This window comes from Acetobacterium sp. KB-1 (assembly GCF_003260995.1).
In the GTDB taxonomy this organism is placed as follows: domain Bacteria; phylum Bacillota; class Clostridia; order Eubacteriales; family Eubacteriaceae; genus Acetobacterium; species Acetobacterium carbinolicum.
Genome location: NZ_CP030040.1, coordinates 1,312,869 through 1,332,388, shown reverse-complemented (window position 1 = coordinate 1,332,388; position 19,520 = coordinate 1,312,869). Strand labels below are relative to the sequence as shown.

Here is a 19,520-nt window from a genome sequence, read left to right as displayed (position 1 = left end):
ATCATTCGTAATAAGTCTATTTTATCGCAGAAATGATTAAGATACATCACACGAATGTATGAAAATAGGGGCTATAATTTCGACAATTACCGATTTAATAATTGACGATATAAGTTGAAGTAAATAGTTAATGTAGGGGCGATTATTAATCGCCCGCACACTGCACAATTGCCAGATCAATTTGCAAATTTCTTTAATTCAACGTATATAAATGATAAAAAAGCACCAACGTGATAAAATATCCATGATAAGAATAGAACTAAGAATAGAAACGGTCAAAAAGGACAAAAAAATGAAAATTAGAATCGCTATGATTTTGGATCAATTATTGAATCAATTTAATGATGCTGCTTATGAATACGCTGAATGTTTTACGCTTGAGCAGTCGGGATTTTCCGGTGTCCGGTTGCTAAAACCCTCTGAACATGGCTATAAAGCCGATGTTTTATATCTGGGGTCAGCGGCATTGGTCCAACAGATTCACACCAATCATTTACCAAAACAGCTGATTTGTGTTGCTGACAGCTGCACTTCGCCTGAAATGAAAAGGCTTCAAACTATCGATGTGGCTGTGATCCGGTCAGACTGGAAGATAGAGCTGTTACTGGAAAAAATAGAAGACATCATCAGTGAATTTCATCGGATTTATGATGAAATGATTAAGCGAATCACGGATAATAAAGGGCTCACCGAAATTATCAATGCCATGACACCGATTCTTAGAAATCCACTTTATGTTGCCGACGCTGATTTTAGGGTACTGGCCCGTACCACCGGTGTTTTGCAGAAGCCGGAAGAGTGGCAGTATATTGTTGAAAACGGCATCGAAGATGGTTATATTTCCAGCACGGTGGACGATTTTTATTTTATGAAAGACCTGATAGAAAAAACTGAGAATCAGAATGAGCCGGTTTACTTTTCAGGTAATGAACGCTATCCCCACTCCTTTTGCACCATGAATTTAAAAAGTCAAAATAAAAAAATGGGATTGGTAACTGTTTTTGAAACCGAAGTACCTTTTTCAATTGGTACAAAAGCGACCATTGCCTTTTTTAGCGACATCCTGATCATGGAGTTACAAAAAAACCAGACCATGATCAGCAATGAAGGGGTTAAACTGGGCTATCTGTTTGCCGAAATTCTAACGGGTAGTCCGCATTCAGAAAATGAACTGCGAAAAGTCATCAATTTTGTCAATATTTCCTTTCCGGATTCTTTTTTTATCATCGTTTTTCAGTCAAGTCATGCCAATCGCAATCACTATGAGCTGACTTTTCTGAGAAAAAAAGTGCTCGGACTGATGAAAAATACCATTTGTATTCTTCATCAAAATAATATTGTGATGCTGGCCAATGCTAACAGTAGGCAACAATTATCTGGTCAACGTTTGTCAGAAATAAAAAATTGGCTAAAGGATTCAAAAATGGTTGCCGGAATCAGTGACGATTGCTTTTCTATTAAGGCAATTAGAAAATCCTATCAAGAAGCATTGGTGGCCGTTGAGTTCGGATTAAAAACAGAAAATGACGGCTTGTTGTTTTCATATGACCAATTCCGTTTTGCACATCTGATGGATTTGCTTGCGAACCTTAAAAACAGTGAAGATCTTTGCCACCCGGCCCTTAATAAGCTGAGGGTCTATGATGAAAAAAAAGGTGCCAATCTGGTAGAAACCCTGTATTGTTATATGAAAAACGGCCGTTCTCAAGCCCGGACCGCCAAGGAGCTACATCTCCATCGTAGCTCACTTCAATATCGATTATCAAAGATGGAAGAAGTTATGGGTGTCCAGCTGAATCATTACCAGACATTTTTGCATTTGCAGTTGACTTATGAAATGAAGCGTTGAGAGATGCGCTTACCTAATACTCAAGTAAAAAATTCCTCAATACTATTCTAGTTTTGAATGAATTACAGCTTAAAAAAATCTTAAAATAGTAGTTGTGCCATCTTGACATCTTTTTTAAAAAGTGGTATAAAATAATCAAAGTTAGCACTCGTCGATAGAGAGTGCTAACAAATAAAATATGTAAAGGAGTGGTTATGGTGACAGCACTGATTCCGTTTAACAGAAAAAGAAATGATTTGATGAATACCGGTTTTGAAGATTTCCAAAATATGCTAGACGACTTTTTTGCAGAGGGTTGGCCGATGAGAAGAAGCTTGGCGGGTGACACCTTCAAAATTGATTTGCAGGACAACGAAAAAGAATACATCGTCGAAGCAGAGATGCCAGGTGTTGCTAAAAGTGACATCAATGTTTCACTTGACGAAGGAAAACTGCAAATTTCAGTTAAGAAGGAAGAACTCAAGGAAGAAAATGAAAAGAATTATATTCATCGCGAAAGAAAGTTTTCTTCCATGACCCGGAATGTATTTCTGGCAGACGCAGCTTCTGATGACATTAAGGCTAAGCTGACAGATGGAGTTTTGACCATTACAGTGCCCAAAGCGGTAAAACAGGAACAGTCCCGATTAATTGAAATTGAATAAGGGTCGTGATGCGGTAGAAAAAGTTCTGCCGCTTGTTTTGAGCAAAAAACCTCATTAGCCTGGCTGATGAGGTTTTTTGGTACAATTTGGAAGCCTTTAGTTTTTTAACGATCGTGAAATAGTTTTTTCTCCCTGGCGCATCATTCATAGGATTGAGCAGACCCAGGTCCTTATTATTTCAGTGTTGGATAGTCGTCGGAATCTGGAAGATTTATAGATGAAAAAATTAGTTTTAAAATAAAAAGCAGAGAAAAGTAATCAGGTACAGTATCTTTTCTGGCTTAATCGTCTAAAGTAAGTAATAACCCTTGTAAATGCTACAAATATAGTTTATAATTAAATGTCAAGTGATCAATCAAGCTGTATCTTCTTTTTTGCGGATACAGCTTTTTAATTTGAAAAATAAAAAGAGAGTAGAAATAAAACGTGATAAATAAAAAATTTAACCAGTATAAACTCAGTGATGAGCTATTAAAAGCCATCGAAAAACTAAATTTTGAAACCCCTACCAAGGTTCAGGAAGCCGTGATTCCGATTGCTTTAGAGAAAAAAGATATTCTCTGCAAGGCTCAAACCGGCAGTGGTAAAACCGCTGCCTTTGGGATTCCGATCTGTGAGCTTTTAGATTGGGAAGAAAACAAGCCGCAGGCCCTGGTGCTGACTCCGACCCGGGAGCTGGCACTGCAGGTTCATGAAGATATTTTTAACATTGGCCGCTTCAAGCGGGTGAAGGTATCTGCCCTGTATGGAAAATCGCCGATTCGCCGTCAGGAAAAAGAACTGAAACAGAAAACCCATGTGGTAGTGGGAACCCCAGGCCGGGTCATGGATCATATTGAACGGGGAACCTTTATTACCGATGAGATTAAATATCTGGTCATCGACGAAGCCGATGAGATGCTAAATATGGGTTTTATCGATCAGGTAGAAGAAATTATCAATGAAATGCCCAAAAACCGGGTAACGATGTTGTTTTCAGCCACCTTGGAAAATGAGATTCAGCGATTGTCGAAAAAATATATGAATGATCCCCAGATCATTGAAATTGAGGCCGAGGCCAAACGAACTGATGCCATCGAACAATTTGCTTATAAAACCGGCCATGAAGATAAACTGGATATACTAAAAGATGTGCTGGTGGTAGAAAACCCTGACAGTTGTATTATATTTTGTAATACCCAGGAACGGGTCAATGCTATTTATAATCTTCTTGGCAAGGACAATAAGGCCTGTGAAAGGATTCACGGCGGGATGGAACAGGACGACCGCACTCTAGTTATGCAGCGCTTTAAAAAGGGCGCTTTTCGCTATCTCATTGCCACCGACGTAGCCGCCCGGGGGATTGATGTCCATGAAATTTCACTGGTCATTAATTTTGATGTGCCCTGGGAAAAAGAAACTTATGTCCACCGCATCGGACGGACGGGCCGTCGGGGTACTACCGGTAAAGCCATTACCCTGGTTTCCTCAAAAGAAGGTCGCTTGTTCCGGGACATTGAGAATTATACCGACAAAGAAATTATTGAAAAAGATTGCCCCACCCTGGCTACGGTCCATTCTCTCAAATCGGCTTTTATGGAAAAGCTTCACGAGAAACCAGAAGAAAAGCTGGACAAAGCCCATGATCTGGTCAGTGAAATCACCAAGATTCATATCAATGCCGGTAAAAAGACCAAAATGCGAGCGGTGGATATTGTCGGGACCCTTTGTAATCTGGAGGGCATGACGGCTGCGGATATCGGCGTGATCACGATTCTCGATGTTTCCACCTTTGTGGAAATCCTAAATAACAAAGGCCCTCAGGTATTAAAAGAGCTGCAAACAAGGAATATTAAGGGGCGGCTTAGAAAGGTGACCCTGGCCGAAGATAAGCCGGTTACCATTGCCCGTAAGAAGCCGATTCGTCGGTTTTACTAATTAAATGATCAAGTAATTAAGTTATTAGATTTATATAAGTGTAACACGTGAAATGATTATAGTGAGGTGTCTATGGATTATTTATCAGCCATCACAGCGTTTAAGCCCGGATCAGCCCAGGAACAGGCTGATCAAAAAACGATGATAACCTTTATCAAAAAAAATCCGAATGTCTTGCTTCGGGAAAATAAAATTGCCCATCTGACCAGCTCAGCCTTGATTTTTAATCCAGCGCAGGATAAACTGTTAATGATTTATCATAATATTTATAAATCCTGGTCCTGGACCGGCGGTCATGCTGATGGTGAACCGGACTTGCTGCAGGTAGCTATCCGCGAAGCCAAAGAAGAAACCGGATTAAAACAAGTAACCGCCGTAGCGGATAAAATTGTTTCATTGGATATTTTGCCAGTTTTTGGTCATCTTAAAAATGAACAACCGGTTTCGGCTCATTTGCATTTATCGGTAGCCTATTTACTATCGGCTTATGAAGATGAACCGCTGGCGATTAAGCCAGATGAAAACAGTGGGGTCAGATGGATCGCGATAGATGAATTGTCAAGCCATGTCAGTGAACCTCATATGCTGGTGGTCTATAATAAAATTCTGAACAGATGCTGATTGTTGTGTCTATATTAAATTGCGTAAAATGGTTTAGCACGGGCGATCCGAGATTACCTGTTTAGTTGTCAGTCTAATTTGTCACACCCGTTAATCAAACGTATGGTAAGATTTAAAATCAAGGAGGATCTATGTCCATTTCAAAAGCCATTGAATTTTCTGCCAAAGCCCATGACGGTCATTTTCGCAAGGGCTCCAAAATTCCTTATATCACTCACCCCTTTGAGGTTGCTAAAATTCTCGGTGAGACAGTGGATCCGGAAGAAAATGAAGCCCTGATCTGTGCCGGACTCCTTCACGATACGGTCGAAGACACGGATACCAGTCTGGAAACGATCCGTCGGGAATTCGGAGAAGCAGTGGCCGAACTGGTAGCCTCCGACTCGGAAGACAAATTGTTGCCCTGGGAAAAACGCAAGCAAAATACCATCGATTTTCTCAAGAACCGAGCGACCCGGGAGATGCAGATGCTGGCCTGCGCCGATAAACTGGCAAATCTGCGAAGTGTTAAAGTAGACTACGAGAGAATTGGTGAAGAGGTCTGGGATATTTTTGTCAGAGGTAAGGACAAGCAGGCCTGGTATTACAAAGGTGTGCGGGACGCATTGGCACCCCTAGCGGGTTTGGCGATGTATGAAGAACTAAAAGAATTGATTCAGGAAATCTTTGACTAATAGAAGGATGTCCTGCTGATCCTTATAAACGTAAAGAATGAAGCGTTAATAAAAGATAATATTACTCCCTCCAGTCGAGCTGGAGAGAATGGACGGCCATATAAAGTCAATCGGATCAAATTGGGAGGTAGAAATACCTCTCTTTTGTTTGCCAATTTAACAGAGTATTAACAATCTCTTTACCTCCACAAAACCTTTTAGTCTTTTTTATTTGGTAAGATAGCTATGCAATCAACGAAATTTAAGGAAATTTAAAGGAGAAAAAAATGTCAAAAAGTTTGAAAAAAGTTTTAGTATCATTGTTAGTCGGTGCAACGGTGCTGACCCTCGCAGGATGTGGTTCTTCAGGATCAACAACGGCAACCACCAGTGACGCAATTTCAGGAGAAATAAACGGTGGGGGCTCCACATCAGTGCTGAAGGTCATTGATGCAGCTGGTTCAGAGTTTACTGCCTTAAACCCAGAAGTCAAGTTTACCTACAGTGGAACCGGTTCTTCCGACGGAATTAAAGGAGCAGCAGCGGGTACTTATTCCTTTGGCTGTGCATCACGAGACTTAAAAACCGAAGAAAAGGGTAGCTTAACCGAATTGGTCTTTGCTTTTGATGGTATTGCTGTTGTTGTAAATCCAGCTAACACAGTATCCAACCTGACAACTGAACAAGTTGCAAAAATTTATATGGGTGAAATCACCAACTGGAGTGAAGTTGGCGGAGCAGATGCACCGATTGTTGTTGTATCTCGTGAAGATGGATCGGGAACGCGTGGTGCATTTGAAGAATTAGCGGATTTTGAAGAAAAACTCAAACCTGATGCCACCATTAAAGAAGGTAATGGAAATGTTCAAAGTACGGTTGCCGGAAATGAAAACTCCATTGGTTATGTTTCTTTAACCTTTGTTGATAAAACCGTTAAAGCCGTTGATATTGACGGCGTAAAAGCGACTGTGGATAATGTTAAAAATAAAACTTATAAAATTTCACGACCCTTCCTGGCTATGTATGATAAATCAAAGGTTGATGATGCAACTCTTGCTTTCCTTGACTTCCTGATGACCAAAGATGGACAGGCCATTGTTGAAGAACATGGTGGTATCTCAGTACTTTAAAAAAATAATTGAGACTCCTGAAAAGGAGTCTCTCTTCATTAAAATAATCCCATGACATCAAGTAACCTGCATGGGTTAGAAAAGGAGCGTTTATTTTGCAAGCAATTAAACGTAAGAAGCAACAAGAGAAAATAATTGAAGGCTTTTTTCTTGTCTGTGCTTTTGTCGCTGTCGTCAGTGTTTTGGCGATCACTGCCTTCGTTTTTTACAACGGACTAAAACCTTTTATTTCCAACAGTTATCCGCTTTGGAATTTTTTATCCGGTGTTGAATGGCGACCGGGTTCGAATATGTATGGGATCTTTTACATGATTGTGGGATCTGTTTTTGCAACATTAGGCGCGATTCTGATCGGAGTGCCAATCGCGATTCTCACAGCAGTCTTTATTTCAGAAATGGCCGGATCACAGGTAGGCAAAATCATTCGTTTTGCGGTGGAATTATTGGCAGGGATACCTTCCGTTCTATATGGGGTTTTTGGATTAGGAATCATTGTTCCTTATGTGCTGAAAATATCGCCTATGGCTCAAGGGGAGTCATTGCTGTCGACCATTCTGGTTCTGGCAATTATGATTCTACCAACCGTCGTCAGCATTTCAGAAACGTCCATCAGTGTGGTTCCAAAGGCATATCGAGAAGGCTCCTATGCGTTGGGTGCATCGAAAATACAAACCATCTTTAAGGTAGTGTTACCGGCAGCACGTTCTGGGATTATGACCGGTGTTATTCTTGGTATTGGCCGGGCCATTGGTGAAACGATGGCGGTTATGCTGGTATGTGGTAACCCCATTGCCGGTATACCCACTAGTCTGTTTGATCAGGTTCGTCCGCTGACCACTAACATTGCGCTGGAAATGGGTTACGCCTCCGGTGTCCATCAGGAGCTGTTATATTCAACCGGTGTGGTGCTATTTATTTTCATCATGTTGATTAATCTGATTGTTAATAAATTGGTTAAGGCAAAGGTGGGCAGTTAAATGAGCAGAAGCATAAAAGATCTATTTGTTAAAGGTATTATTTATCTGGCAACCGGCATTACATTAAGTGTGTTGCTTTTTATTATTGGCTTTATTTTTGTTCAAGGAATCGGGTTGGTTAATTGGGATTTTTTAACCCGGGATTTCAATGAAAAAGTAGGTTATGCCTTTACTGAGGCCAAGGACGTACCTTTAAGCATTGATGAAGAAAAGCTTAATGATATAAATTCATTGGATAACCGATATGAGACCGCATTAGAGGGACCAATCTACGTCGAGAACATTGGGGCAGCTATTTCTAAGGTCGCTTATAAAAACCATAGTACCGAGCGCGAACAGATTGTTGTTACCTATCTCGAAAAGGACTCACCATTACAAAGTGCTATCGATTCAACTGGAGCAGAAATAAAAATTGGCCCCGACTATATGTTACAGAGTATTAATGGAAAAGATTTTACTGATTTATCGCTAGAAGAGGTCGCCAAAACCATCGCGACTGAATCCGGTGAACTGAAAATAAAAATCGTCCAGCCGGGTGGCGGAATCAAATCAAATATTATCACAACACTATACATGGTCTTGCTCTCCTTGCTTGTGGCACTGCCAGTGGGTATCTTTGGAGCGATTTATTTGACTGAATATGCAAAACCAGGGAAACTGGTTAATATCATTCGATTTGCTGCCGAATCTCTGGCGGGTATTCCTTCGATTATTTTTGGTCTGTTTGGGATGGCTTTCTTTGTAGTCGCTCTGAATTTTCAGATCTCACTGATTTCCGGGAGTCTGACGGTTGCGGTCATTCTTTTGCCGGTTATTATTCGGAGTACAGAAGAAGCTTTAAAAAAGGTCCCCATGGCTTTTAGAGAAGGATCTCTGGCACTTGGTGCCACTAAGCTTCAAACCATTTTTAAAGTCGTACTACCCTGTGCGGTACCTGGTATTGCCACAGCGGTGCTACTCAGTATTGGCCGGGTGGTTGGTGAGTCTGCGGCACTACTATTAACTGCAGGGACGGTTGCTCAAATCCCGGGTACGCTATTTTCACCAGGGAGCACCCTAACCGTACAGGCCTATTATGTGGCCAAAGAAGAAGGCAATATTGAGCTGGCTTGTGCAGTCGGCATTGTCATAATTGTAATTGTTATTGTACTGAACATCTTGTCCCGTATCACCTCAGACAAGTTGGATGTCTTTAATAAAAAATGAGGAGTAATATGGACAGAAATATAAAGTTTAACGCGAAGAATCTTGATTTGTATTATGGCGATTTTCAAGCGCTTAAATCAATCAATATGGAAATTCGCGAAAATGAAGTTACCGCATTTATTGGACCATCCGGCTGCGGAAAATCCACCTTCTTACGTTGCCTGAATCGGATGAATGATTTAATCGACTCGGTAAAAATCAAGGGGGAAATTCTCTTTGATGAAAAAGATATTAATGGTGATATTGATGTTATAAACTTAAGAACCCGGGTGGGGATGGTCTTTCAGAGTCCGAATCCCTTTCCCATGAGTATTTATGAAAATATCGCCTATGGACCCAAATGTCAGGGTATGAAGGACAAATCGAAATTGGACGCAATCGTAAAGGAGAGCTTGATGAAAGCGGCGCTCTGGGACGAGGTTAAGGATCGATTAAATAAATCGGCTCTTGGCATGTCAGGTGGTCAGCAACAGCGTTTATGTATTGCCAGAACCATTGCCATGAATCCGGAAGTGATTTTAATGGATGAACCAACCTCGGCGCTTGATCCCATTGCAACGGCCAAGATTGAAGACTTGATGTCGAGTTTAAAGAAAGACTATACCATTATTATCGTTACTCATTCCATGCAGCAGGCGGGCCGAATTTCAGATAAAACAGCTTTCTTTCTAATGGGAGAGGTGATTGAATTTAATGAAACACCGATTATTTTCACAAATCCCAATGACAAACGGACAGAGGATTACATTACAGGTCGCTTCGGTTGATAAGGAGAATAAATCATGCGAATAGAGTATAACGAAGAATTAAGAATGATCAAAGACGAGATTTTGATGATGTCAGCGATGACAGAAAAAATGTTAGCTGATTCAGTCCAGGCATTAAAATCTCAGGACTGTGAGTTGGCCAGATCAGTGATTGAACGGGATGATTTAGTAGATGCCAAAGAAATTGAGCTTCAACTGATTGTAAGTCAGGTGATTGCCACCCAAGGACCGGTTGCCACCGATTTAAGACGATTGGCGTCAACCTTGAAAATTATTACCAATCTGGAACGAATTGCTGATATGACAGTCAATATTTCCAAACGGGTGATGGAATTATCAGATACTGTTTATATGAAACGACTGGTGGACATCCCTCGTACCTGTGATCTGGCACAGACATTATTAAAGCTTGCAATTCAAGCTTTTGTGCATGAAGATATCAGTCGACTCCGGGAAGTCGTTGATCTGGAGGATGAGATTGATGCCTTGAATATGCAGATTCATCATGACTGTTTGGCCTATATGATTGATAATACTAAAAATATCCATCAAGGTTCGGTATTCATTTTTGTTGGATCTTATCTTGAGCGTATTGGTGATCATGCCACCAATATTTTTGAAACAGTTTTTTACATCATTACCGGAGATTATATTGATTTTAATGATCTGGATGAGGAAACCATCGTGCGTATCATTGAAACACAAAAGAAAATTGAAGCCGCCGGAAAAGAAGATTAAGCGTTAAAACGAATAAAAAAAGCCAGAGGATTGATTCCTTTGGCTTTTTTTGCATTAAAAACATGAAACGACCTATTAATTGGATTAAACGGGAATCTGGGGAGAAGTAGAACGACAGCGTAAATAAAACAAGGGGTATTTACCCCTTGCCCACCTTTAACGATTGCGACCGTTAATTTCTTCGTCACATTCAGTGATACATTCGTTGAGTTTTTTTATTTCTGCATCAAATTCTTCCATTTGGGCAACGATCTTCCCGCTTGAGACATGCATGCCGGATTGTTTAAAAATAAAGCTACGTTCATTTTCAACGTCTTCCAAGTCTTCTTTCAAACTGGCCAATTTATTCTTTAGTTCGACATCACTTAGTTTACTTAATTCATTCATCGTTTCTCTCCTGTTATTTAAAATGGTTCTTTTTTTAAGTATAACATGGTCAATTTCTGAATGCAACCGACTAAATAATTGAAATGATCCAGATAGGAGAGAAGAACTCAGAAGGTATGATCAGAATTATATAAAACGAACAAAATACTATTTTTGTCTCATTAAAAAACCTAGGAGACCAGAGTGAAACAGCAAAAAGGCAGGTAAACACTTGTCTTTTTGCTGTTTCGCCATTGCTTTTGGGTGTTTTAAGCATTATAATAAACGAGTTGCAAAAAATTAAGTTGGATAAAAACTTTGCAAAAAAAAGTTTACACGGGGCTTGAAATGGTATATAAGTACCATAGCATGGCAGGCAATTATACTGGTGAGTATAGCCCGGATTGTTACCGGGATTAATGCGACCCTCGACGCCATGTGCACCGATTCAGGAAGCCAACGCATTAGAAGAAATTGTAGCAGAAATTACCAAGGTCGCGGAACTGGTTCGGGAAATTGCCGAAGCCTCCAATGATCAGGCTACCAATATCACCCAGATTAATCTGGGGGTCGACCAGGTCTCCCAGGTTGTCCAGGGAAATACAGCAACCGCTGAGCAATCGGCGGCAGCCAGTGAAGAGTTATCCAGTCAATCGCAGTTACTCAAGGAAATGATCTCGCGGTTTAAATTAAAATAATAAATGCAAACAAAAGACGGGAAAACCATCCTGTCTTTTTGCATAAAAAACCAGATAGGAGGATACAATGGAAACCATCCATGTAACAAAAAACAAATTTTATATTGGTGTCAATGAAGAAGAACCAATTGGTTTATTAAACTATCACATTGAAGGTGATCGATTGATTATCGAGCACGTTTATGTGACCAAAGCACTCAGAGGGCAGGAGCTTGGAGTCAAGCTGGTGGCAAAGGCAGTGGCATTTGCCCGGGAAAAGAGGCTTAAAATTATCGCCTACTGCTCCTATGCGGAAAAGGTCTTAACTGAAAATCAGGACTATGGTGATGTTTTTTCTGCCAACAACGAATAGTCGACAAAAAGGCATGACATCATTTGAATTAAGCGAATAAAATAATCTGACTCAAGGAGTTTCATATGAATGTTTTAGTTGCTGAAGATGAAAAAGATATTCAAAACCTTTTAAAACTTCATCTTGAAGAAAATGGTTATACGGTTTTTACTGCCGCTGATGGTTTGGAAGCCTTGGCGATTTTTAAAAATAATGTTATCAATTTAGGGATATTCGACGTGATGATGCCCCGGCTGGATGGCTTTAATCTGCTGAGAAAAATCCGTGAAACCAGTCAGATGCCGATTATCTTTCTGACTGCCCGAGGAGATGAAATGGATAAGGTTTTGGGATTGGGTCTTGGTGGGGATGACTATCTGGTCAAACCATTTAGTATGGCCGAACTCATTGCCCGAGTTGGTGCACATCTCAGACGGAACTATGAATACTCAGAAAATAATTCGATCAATAAGGCCAATCTGAATGTTGGGAATTTAGCTCTTGATGAGGATGGCTGCTGTATTTATTTAGATGGTGTATTAGTGGAACTCAGCGCCAAGGAGTATTTGATGCTCCTGTTCTTAATGAAAAATCCGAACAAGGTTTTTACTAAAAAGCAGCTTTATCGGCAGGTATGGGAAGACGACCTTTATTATGACGATAACACCATTATGGTTCATATCAGCCGGCTGCGGAATAAATTAGAAACAGATCCTAGGAATCCCGAGTATATCAAGACGATTCGTGGAATTGGCTATAAATTCCATATTTCTAAGGTTCTCTAGAATGAAAAAGAGGATTTCGAATCGCTTTGTCGCGGATTATGTGCTGATGTTTTTAATCTCCACTCTGATTGGTGTTTTTGCCGTGACGCTATTAAGCTTTGCCAGTGATGTGATCTCAAAAAATCTGGTCAATTATAACTACACGGCAGAAAAAATCATGACGGATGATCTCTCAGCTATGGATGTTGAGCAAGTGCTGGAAAATGGCGGTGGGGTTCAAGTGGTTTCTAAAAATTATGAGGTCATTTTCAGCCAGGGAATTAACAATCTACCGGAGGTGTTTAACCCCGAAGACGTTCACCGAATTTTTAACCGCCAGTCAAGCTAAGGGAAACCCATTCAGTTATAGTATCGCTTATAATCCCAGGGTAGAATTCTGGTTGTTGGTTACTTTCCCAACATCAATTCGCATTGATTTTGCCATTGTTCATAATCCCGAATTTTTATCGGTTGATACTCAGCGAGTAGTCGGGGTCATTTTTGCGATTGTCTTATTTTATTTGATCTTACTGGGAATTAGTACGGTTATATATTCTAAGCTGACCTCACTTAGTATTGTTAACCCCCTTAAGAAGCTATGCAGCAGTGCCAGTCAGTTAAGAGCAGGCGATTACACATCCCGGGTTGACTTAAATCTGGATAATGAATTCGGCGAACTAGCAACCATTTTCAATGAAATGGCCGACGAAATTGAAAAAGAAATTGCTTTAAGAAAACAGAGCGATGAAAACCGCAAAAAGCTGATTTTGGATATCTCCCACGATCTCAAAAATCCTCTTGCCAGTATTATCGGCTATGTAGAGTTCTGTTTAATAAAAACCGAAATGACTACTGAACAACTCAGGGGGTATCTGACTACGATTTATAACAATAGTAGTCGGGCTAATCGTCTGATGACAGATCTTTTTGAATTGTCAAAAATGGAAACTTCGGATTATGTTCTGGTCAAGGAAAAACTCGATTTTGCCGAATATCTTCGGGAGCAAATGAGCGAAGCCGTGGCAAACCTGGATAGCGCCGGGTTCTCCTATCTGTTTCATATTCCCGATCAAGAGATTATGGCAGCGGTGGATCGACAGCAGATGAGTCGGGTGTTTGAAAATCTTGTTGACAACGCTATCAACCATAATCAGGCTGGCACCCAGATTGAACTGAGCTTGATGGAGCATCCCAAAATGATTGAAGTTCGCTTTAAAGATAACGGGGTAGGGATTTCCTCAGAATTAAGCGATCAGATTTTTAAACCCTTTGTCAAAGGCGATCAGGTCAGATCGCGGGAAAGCGGGGGCACTGGTTTGGGTTTAGCGATTGTCAGAAAAGTTGTAAAAGCCCACGGTGGTACAATCAAACTGGCAGTGGATAACAAGGTTGGAAGTGAATTCGTTTTGTTTTTACCAAAGAGTTAAGATGGATTTAAGATAAGAAACAACTTCATGTATGAATTGCTTGCTATAGTAAAGGTAAGGGATTACGTGAAGTTTTTTATGTGATTCCACTAAAATTTGGAGGTTGATAAATTGGAAACATTGGACAGTCATTTTTATAATTGGTTTGGAGTATTATTTTTTACGGTACTTTATGGAGTGATCTTGCTGTTTATGCCATTTTACAAAAAAATGGATCGGAAGCCGGCTGGCACCTACCTTGCTTTTGTGATTGCTTTTGCCATTGAAATGCATGGAATCCCCTTTAGTATGTATGTGATCTCCTGGATAATTGGTAAAAACCTTCCTGAAGGTGTTCTATGGGGGCACACGCTTTTTGATACCATAGGTTATTGGGGAATGTATATTAATATTGCTTGTGGGGCAGCGGGTATATTTTTAATTATGAATGGCTGGTATAGTATTTACAAGAAATACTGGTCTAAAGAAACCGGAACTGGAACTTTGGTGGAAACCGGGATTTATAAGTACATTCGCCATCCTCAGTATGCGGGGCTGCTCTTATTATCTTTGGGAATGATGGTAGAATGGGTTACATTGCCGCTGCTGATATTATACCCGGTGATGGTTTTTATGTATGTGCGGCTGGCAAAAAAAGAAGAACAGGATATGATCGAAGAATTCGGAACAGACTATCAGAATTATATGAGTCGAACAAAAATGTTTATTCCGCAACTTGTTTAGAGAACGTTGGAACACAAATAAATCAGTGGTCAAAAAGACAGGTGGTAATATTACCTGTCTTTTTGACGTTATGCCATTGCTTTTGGGTGCTTTAAACATTATAATAGGTGAGCTGCAAAAAAATAGTAAGTTTGGATGCGAACGTTGTAAAAAACGTTTACACACGGTTGAAGATGGTATATAAGTACTATTAATCTTAATAGAGGTTTTTTGAATATGTATGAATTCGCGTAGATTAAATTCTGATTGAGTGAATTTAATACCTTTGATAAGCCAAACAATAAAGGGAAAAGGAAGGAGAAAGGATGAAATCAATCAGGTTACGTCTTATCATGTTGTTCACCGCACTCATTTTGGCAGTCACAGGTATTTTGGGGGTAATTGTTGTTGGTCAGTTTACCAGTGTTCTGGAGGAAGATGCCCATGAACAATTACAAAATATGGCGCTGGTTCAGGCCCGGTATATTGAAACCAGCATTAATAACCAACTGAACTATATGGAGGCGCTGGCTCAGAATTCAATGATTCTGGATCCGGCGGTGTCCCAGGAACAGCGGGTTGTTTTTTTTGAAGCAGAAGCTACACGAGTGGGGTATGACGCCTTTGTTTTAGCAGATCTGGCAGGGAATGGTGTTACCCAAAGTATTACTGGGGATACCGTTAACATTGCTGATCGAAGTTATTTTAAAGGGGCAGCGGCCGGTGTTCCGACGGTATCGGATATTACTATCAGCCGGGTTACCGGAGAGCCGGTACTGCTGTTTGCAACACCGGTCTATCAAAACGGTGGGATTGCAGCAGTTCTTTATGGCAGAAAAGAAGGAAAAACCTTAAGCAGCATTGTCGGTGAGGTAACCTATGGAGAAACCGGTTTTGGCTCACTGATTAATAACGATGGGATTGCAGTGGGAAATGCAAATCTGGAGTTGGTCAAGCAGCAGTTTAATTTTGCTGAGGCTGATGCGGAAAATCCCGATTATGCCCAGTTAGCTGAGCTGGTACGCAGTGACATGTTAACCCGTGAACCGGGCTATGGTGATTACAGCCTTGACGGGAAGGACATGTTAATTGGCTTTGCTCCGGTTGAAGGGACTTCCTGGATACTGTCAGTAGCCATGGATCAGATTGAGGTGGATGCTCAGGTAGCTGAAGTCAGAAATACTATTATAACCGTGATTCTGTTAGCAATTATTGTTGCAGCATTTGCCGTATTTCTAATCAGTGGCACCATCGCCAAGCCAATTATGGCAACCACCGAGGAATTAAACCGTCTGGCGGGCTTTGATTTTCGACATAATGAACAGTCCAATGCTGGTAAATATCTCAATCGACAGGATGAAATCGGTACGATGCTAAAGGCTGTGACAACCATGCAGCAGAATGTAAAGGAAAATCTGATTGATAAACTGGAACATATTTCCCGGGGGAATCTGGATGATGAAATTATTATGGTCGGTGACAATGATCAGGTCGGACCAGCCTTACAGGATACCCAGGGAGCCATCAAAACGTTGATCACCGATACGAATATGTTAGTGACTGCGGCCGTTGAAGGTCGGTTGGATGAACGGGCCGATGCGTCAAAGTACAATGGCGATTATCAGAAGGTGATTGCTGGGGTCAATCAGACACTGGATGCGGTGGTTGAACCGATTAAAGAAGCCTCCAGCGTTCTGGAAGCGATGGCCAGAGGGGATCTCACACAAGACATGCAGGGCGACTATAAGGGCGAACATGCGCTGATTAAAGTCTCTGTTAACAAAACCTTTGAGAGTATCAAAATGCTGGTCAGTGATACTAATTCTCTAGTAGCAGCTGCTGTCGCCGGAGAGTTAGAAACCCGGGCCGATACCACCAAACATCAGGGTGAATATGCGAAAATAATTTCCGGGGTCAACGGCACTCTGGACGCCATGGCAGAGCCGATTCAGGAAGCCTCCGGGGTTCTTGAGGAAATGGCTCAGGGTAATCTAGAACAGGGTATGGCAGGCAATTATACAGGGGAGTATGCCGTTATTAAGGATTCGGTTAACAAAACCTTTGACAGTATCAAGATGTTAGTTGGTGACACCAACAGTCTGGTTGAATCTGCTGTTGCAGGAGATCTCAATGCCCGGGCCGATACCTTTAAACATAGCGGCGAATATGCCCGGATTGTCGCTGGTGTCAATGCCACTCTCGATGCCATGGTGGCACCAATACAGGAAGCCAACACGGTGCTGGAAGAAGTGGCCAACGGCAGCTTGAAACTGCGAATGGCAGGGGAATATCAGGGTGAGCATTCAGCCCTTAAAAATTCCCTCAACAGTACCCTGGACTTTTTACAGGGGATTGTTGATGAAGTGTCTGATATTCTGGACCAGATGGCGAACTCCAATATGGTCGTCAGTACTACCGGGGACTATAAGGGCGATTTTGAACCGATTAAAACGGCCCTTAACCATATCATCGCATCTTTTAACGGAATCTTAAACGACATGAACGAAGCGGCCGATCAGGTATCAGCCGGGGCGTCACAAGTATCGGATGGCAGCCAGATGCTGGCTCAGGGCTCGACTGAACAGGCGGCCGCTATCCAGCAATTGAGCTCGTCCATTGATGAAATAGCAGATAAAACAAAAGACAATGCCAAGCGGGCCAGCGAAGCCAATATGCTTTCGACCACCGCCCAGGAAAAAGCCCAAAAAGGCAATGACAGCATGCGCCAGCTCCAGGTATCGATGGATGAAATCAACCAGGCGTCCGGCAATATTTCAAAAATCATCAAGGTCATCGATGATATTGCTTTCCAGACCAATATTCTGTCGCTAAACGCTGCTGTAGAAGCCGCCCGAGCCGGGCAGCACGGCAAGGGCTTTGCTGTGGTTGCGGAAGAAGTTCGTTCCCTGGCCGCCAGAAGTGCAGAAGCCGCCAAGGAAACGACCGCTCTGATCGAAGGATCAGTCAGAAAAACCGAAGATGGTACCGCCATTGCTGATGAAACAGCCAACGCATTAGAAGAAATTGTAGCAGAAATTACCAAGGCCGCGGAACTGGTTCAGGAAATTGCCGAAGCCTCCAATGATCAGGCTACCAATATCACCCAGATTAATCTGGGGGTCGACCAGGTCTCCCAGGTTGTCCAGGGAAATACAGCAACAGCGGAGCAATCGGCAGCAGCCAGTGAAGAGTTATCCAGTCAATCGCAGTTGCTCAAGGAAATGATCACGCGGTTTAAATTAAAATAATAAGCTTAAATACAAAAGAATTAAACCAAAAAAGACAAGGAAATTTTTCCTTGTCTTTTTTGGTGGTAAGATCTTCGCACGCGAAGAGAACACAAACTTCTTTACGAAGAAGTTTGTTATTCTTCTTTAGCCCAATCATCAAATCCCTGCATAACCTTATCATAGGTTTGTTGGGAGATTTCTGGAAGTTCACCGCCAAATGCTTTTTTAGCACTTTCAAAGCCTTCTTTAAAGGCATTTCTGAGGGTTTCAAGTTTGCTTTTATCACCACCGGAGAGCGCGTTAGCAAAATCAATAATCCGTTCTGATGTTTTGTTTACCCCATAATAGCCGTCTTCAGAAATCGCTTCCTGGGCAGCCGCTTGAGTTTTTGAATCAACAATGATGTTAACTTCTTTTCCGTCGGCCAGATCTTTAAGAACCTGACTCACTTTCTTGCCCTGTTTTTCAATCATGGCTTCAACCATTTTCTTGAAAGATTCGGTATTTCGGGCAAAATCCTGCTTGATTGCGTCTATCTTTTTACGGTCGACCGTGTAGGTTCCAATGTCTTCAGAAGTAGCAGTGCCAAGTTCAATGGAGTCGAGTTTTTGTACAACGGGTTGGACTTTATCGGCAGCCTCGGGCTCAACTTTGATGTCAGCATTTTGGGTGACGCCCTTTGTCTGAACTGCTTGATTCAGAGTTTTGTTCGCATCAATTGCATTTGCATTCATAACATCCTCCTTAATAGATATTAAATAATCGTTTCTAAATTATTTGCTTGCTTCTATAAACTATATCGACAAAATTCAGCAAAATATAACATTAAATTTAAAATAATCGCAGTTAGAAAATAATCAGAACCGATTTCATGCAGATGGTCGCGATAAAACCACTTGATAAAAGAAAAACGAAGTGGTATACTAAAAAATAAAAGTTAGCACTGTCTAACAGAAGTTTTAATTTGCAATTCGTTAATTTGATAAATGGAAGTAATGGGAGTTATTGATGGAGAAGATACAAAAGGATCAGGTCTTTTATCAGTCCCTCGAAGTCATTGTCGAAAAACATGCGCCAGTTATTCTGATACTCTTTGACATTGATGATTTCAAGGTAGTCAATGACGTCTATGGCCATCTTTTCGGTGATTATGTGATCCGGGAAGTTTCGCAAATTATCAAAAAACAGCTTCGTACCTCAGATATCGGGGCCCGATATGGCGGAAAAGAGTTTGCGGTGTTGCTACCGGTAACCTTTTGGACAGAAAATTGCCGAGTGGATTTGTACTTTTGCTGCAAAGTACCCTTTTGAATTTGATCATTAAAAAATGCGAATAACATTTTCAGCTGGGGTTTGTCATTCAACGGTAGCATTGAGTCGGGGTGAACAAACCATGTTGATTGATCGGGCCGTTGAACTCTTATACTGTTCAAAAAGAAATGGTAAGAACCGAGTTACCAGCGCTCAATTTAAATAAGGTCCGTCGCGAGGAAAGGATAG

The 19,520-nt window shown here is 41.3% G+C and carries 20 protein-coding genes and 1 pseudogene; 19 read left to right on the top strand and 2 right to left on the bottom strand.

The window, feature by feature from the left end; translation table 11 throughout:
- Positions 1-292: 292 nt before the first annotated feature.
- The 10 genes from DOZ58_RS06130 (at position 293) to phoU (ending at position 10,502) form a co-directional block, all read left to right on the top strand.
- The gene (locus DOZ58_RS06130; protein WP_162624450.1) at positions 293-1,849 is read left to right on the top strand and encodes a CdaR family transcriptional regulator; all 1,557 of its coding nucleotides are present in this window, start codon (positions 293-295) and stop codon (positions 1,847-1,849) included.
- A gap of 194 nt (positions 1,850-2,043) precedes the next feature.
- Entirely contained in the window at positions 2,044-2,493 is a 450-nt protein-coding gene (locus DOZ58_RS06125; protein ID WP_242988621.1) for an Hsp20 family protein, read from the top strand.
- Positions 2,494-2,919: 426 nt separating this feature from the next.
- Entirely contained in the window at positions 2,920-4,410 is a 1,491-nt protein-coding gene (locus tag DOZ58_RS06120) for a DEAD/DEAH box helicase (protein ID WP_111887517.1), read from the top strand.
- Between the two features lie 72 nt (positions 4,411-4,482).
- Positions 4,483-5,031: an NUDIX hydrolase gene (locus DOZ58_RS06115; protein WP_111887516.1), complete on the top strand. Its 549-nt coding sequence runs from the start codon at positions 4,483-4,485 to the stop codon at positions 5,029-5,031.
- Between the two features lie 131 nt (positions 5,032-5,162).
- Entirely contained in the window at positions 5,163-5,705 is a 543-nt protein-coding gene (locus DOZ58_RS06110; RefSeq protein WP_111887515.1) for an HD domain-containing protein, read from the top strand.
- 266 nt (positions 5,706-5,971) lie between these two features.
- Positions 5,972-6,814, top strand: a complete 843-nt coding sequence (locus tag DOZ58_RS06105; protein WP_111887514.1) for a phosphate ABC transporter substrate-binding protein — start codon at positions 5,972-5,974, stop codon at positions 6,812-6,814.
- A gap of 95 nt (positions 6,815-6,909) precedes the next feature.
- Positions 6,910-7,791 (top strand): phosphate ABC transporter permease subunit PstC, encoded by an 882-nt coding sequence (pstC, locus tag DOZ58_RS06100; protein WP_111887513.1) that lies wholly within the window; start codon positions 6,910-6,912, stop codon positions 7,789-7,791.
- The gene (gene pstA / locus DOZ58_RS19250) at positions 7,792-8,997 is read left to right on the top strand and encodes a phosphate ABC transporter permease PstA (protein WP_111887512.1); all 1,206 of its coding nucleotides are present in this window, start codon (positions 7,792-7,794) and stop codon (positions 8,995-8,997) included.
- A gap of 8 nt (positions 8,998-9,005) precedes the next feature.
- Positions 9,006-9,764, top strand: coding sequence for a phosphate ABC transporter ATP-binding protein PstB (gene pstB / locus DOZ58_RS06090; RefSeq protein WP_111887511.1), 759 nt, complete (start codon positions 9,006-9,008; stop codon positions 9,762-9,764).
- A 15-nt stretch (positions 9,765-9,779) separates the two neighbouring features.
- Positions 9,780-10,502, top strand: coding sequence for a phosphate signaling complex protein PhoU (phoU, locus tag DOZ58_RS06085; protein ID WP_111887510.1), 723 nt, complete (start codon positions 9,780-9,782; stop codon positions 10,500-10,502).
- A gap of 156 nt (positions 10,503-10,658) precedes the next feature.
- Here phoU and DOZ58_RS06080 read toward each other — a convergent pair whose 3' ends face one another.
- Complete coding sequence (locus DOZ58_RS06080) at positions 10,659-10,889, bottom strand: hypothetical protein (protein ID WP_111887509.1); 231 nt, start codon at positions 10,887-10,889, stop codon at positions 10,659-10,661.
- Positions 10,890-11,323: 434 nt separating this feature from the next.
- Between DOZ58_RS06080 and DOZ58_RS06075 the strand changes: the two are divergent.
- The 7 genes and pseudogenes from DOZ58_RS06075 to DOZ58_RS06050 all read left to right on the top strand — a co-directional run.
- Positions 11,324-11,566 (top strand): annotated as a pseudogene (locus tag DOZ58_RS06075) (methyl-accepting chemotaxis protein); the annotation flags it as partial.
- Between the two features lie 67 nt (positions 11,567-11,633).
- Positions 11,634-11,918, top strand: coding sequence for a GNAT family N-acetyltransferase (locus tag DOZ58_RS06070; RefSeq protein ID WP_111887507.1), 285 nt, complete (start codon positions 11,634-11,636; stop codon positions 11,916-11,918).
- A 65-nt stretch (positions 11,919-11,983) separates the two neighbouring features.
- Entirely contained in the window at positions 11,984-12,682 is a 699-nt protein-coding gene (locus DOZ58_RS06065; RefSeq protein WP_111887506.1) for a response regulator transcription factor, read from the top strand.
- 1 nt (position 12,683) lies between these two features.
- A complete protein-coding gene (locus tag DOZ58_RS18500) occupies positions 12,684-13,010 on the top strand; it encodes a hypothetical protein (RefSeq protein ID WP_162624449.1) in 327 nt (108 codons plus the stop codon).
- A 52-nt stretch (positions 13,011-13,062) separates the two neighbouring features.
- Positions 13,063-14,088, top strand: a complete 1,026-nt coding sequence (locus tag DOZ58_RS06060; RefSeq protein ID WP_162624448.1) for a HAMP domain-containing sensor histidine kinase — start codon at positions 13,063-13,065, stop codon at positions 14,086-14,088.
- Between the two features lie 111 nt (positions 14,089-14,199).
- Positions 14,200-14,811 carry an isoprenylcysteine carboxylmethyltransferase family protein gene (locus DOZ58_RS06055; RefSeq protein WP_204355482.1) on the top strand — a complete coding sequence of 204 codons (612 nt, stop codon included), beginning with the start codon at positions 14,200-14,202 and terminating at the stop codon, positions 14,809-14,811.
- Positions 14,812-15,116: 305 nt separating this feature from the next.
- Positions 15,117-18,038 carry a methyl-accepting chemotaxis protein gene (locus DOZ58_RS06050; RefSeq protein ID WP_111887504.1) on the top strand — a complete coding sequence of 974 codons (2,922 nt, stop codon included), beginning with the start codon at positions 15,117-15,119 and terminating at the stop codon, positions 18,036-18,038.
- A gap of 116 nt (positions 18,039-18,154) precedes the next feature.
- On the opposite strand, the gene DOZ58_RS06045 is transcribed toward DOZ58_RS06050, so the two are convergent.
- On the bottom strand, positions 18,155-18,754 hold the full coding sequence (locus DOZ58_RS06045) for a hypothetical protein (protein ID WP_111887503.1): 600 nt from the start codon (positions 18,752-18,754) through the stop codon (positions 18,155-18,157).
- Positions 18,755-19,028: 274 nt separating this feature from the next.
- Between DOZ58_RS06045 and DOZ58_RS06040 the strand changes: the two genes are divergently transcribed.
- On the top strand, positions 19,029-19,331 hold the full coding sequence (locus DOZ58_RS06040; protein ID WP_111887502.1) for a GGDEF domain-containing protein: 303 nt from the start codon (positions 19,029-19,031) through the stop codon (positions 19,329-19,331).
- A gap of 16 nt (positions 19,332-19,347) precedes the next feature.
- Entirely contained in the window at positions 19,348-19,497 is a 150-nt protein-coding gene (locus DOZ58_RS18660; RefSeq protein WP_204355481.1) for a hypothetical protein, read from the top strand.
- The last annotated feature ends 23 nt before the right edge of the window (positions 19,498-19,520 follow it).

Bases quoted from the DNA above. Each gene is read 5' to 3' on its own strand.
- DOZ58_RS06130 (WP_162624450.1), top strand. From the start codon at position 293: ATGAAAATTAGAATCGCTATGATTTTGGATCAATTATTGAATCAATTT.
- DOZ58_RS06125 (WP_242988621.1), top strand. From the start codon at position 2,044: ATGGTGACAGCACTGATTCCGTTTAACAGAAAAAGAAATGATTTGATG.
- DOZ58_RS06115 (WP_111887516.1), top strand. From the start codon at position 4,483: ATGGATTATTTATCAGCCATCACAGCGTTTAAGCCCGGATCAGCCCAG.
- DOZ58_RS06110 (WP_111887515.1), top strand. From the start codon at position 5,163: ATGTCCATTTCAAAAGCCATTGAATTTTCTGCCAAAGCCCATGACGGT.
- DOZ58_RS06105 (WP_111887514.1), top strand. From the start codon at position 5,972: ATGTCAAAAAGTTTGAAAAAAGTTTTAGTATCATTGTTAGTCGGTGCA.
- pstA (WP_111887512.1), top strand. From the start codon at position 7,792: ATGAGCAGAAGCATAAAAGATCTATTTGTTAAAGGTATTATTTATCTG.
- pstB (WP_111887511.1), top strand. From the start codon at position 9,006: ATGGACAGAAATATAAAGTTTAACGCGAAGAATCTTGATTTGTATTAT.
- phoU (WP_111887510.1), top strand. From the start codon at position 9,780: ATGCGAATAGAGTATAACGAAGAATTAAGAATGATCAAAGACGAGATT.
- DOZ58_RS06080 (WP_111887509.1), bottom strand. From the start codon at position 10,889: ATGAATGAATTAAGTAAACTAAGTGATGTCGAACTAAAGAATAAATTG.
- DOZ58_RS06070 (WP_111887507.1), top strand. From the start codon at position 11,634: ATGGAAACCATCCATGTAACAAAAAACAAATTTTATATTGGTGTCAAT.
- DOZ58_RS06065 (WP_111887506.1), top strand. From the start codon at position 11,984: ATGAATGTTTTAGTTGCTGAAGATGAAAAAGATATTCAAAACCTTTTA.
- DOZ58_RS18500 (WP_162624449.1), top strand. From the start codon at position 12,684: ATGAAAAAGAGGATTTCGAATCGCTTTGTCGCGGATTATGTGCTGATG.
- DOZ58_RS06050 (WP_111887504.1), top strand. From the start codon at position 15,117: ATGAAATCAATCAGGTTACGTCTTATCATGTTGTTCACCGCACTCATT.
- DOZ58_RS06045 (WP_111887503.1), bottom strand. From the start codon at position 18,754: ATGAATGCAAATGCAATTGATGCGAACAAAACTCTGAATCAAGCAGTT.
- DOZ58_RS06040 (WP_111887502.1), top strand. From the start codon at position 19,029: ATGGAGAAGATACAAAAGGATCAGGTCTTTTATCAGTCCCTCGAAGTC.
- DOZ58_RS18660 (WP_204355481.1), top strand. From the start codon at position 19,348: ATGCGAATAACATTTTCAGCTGGGGTTTGTCATTCAACGGTAGCATTG.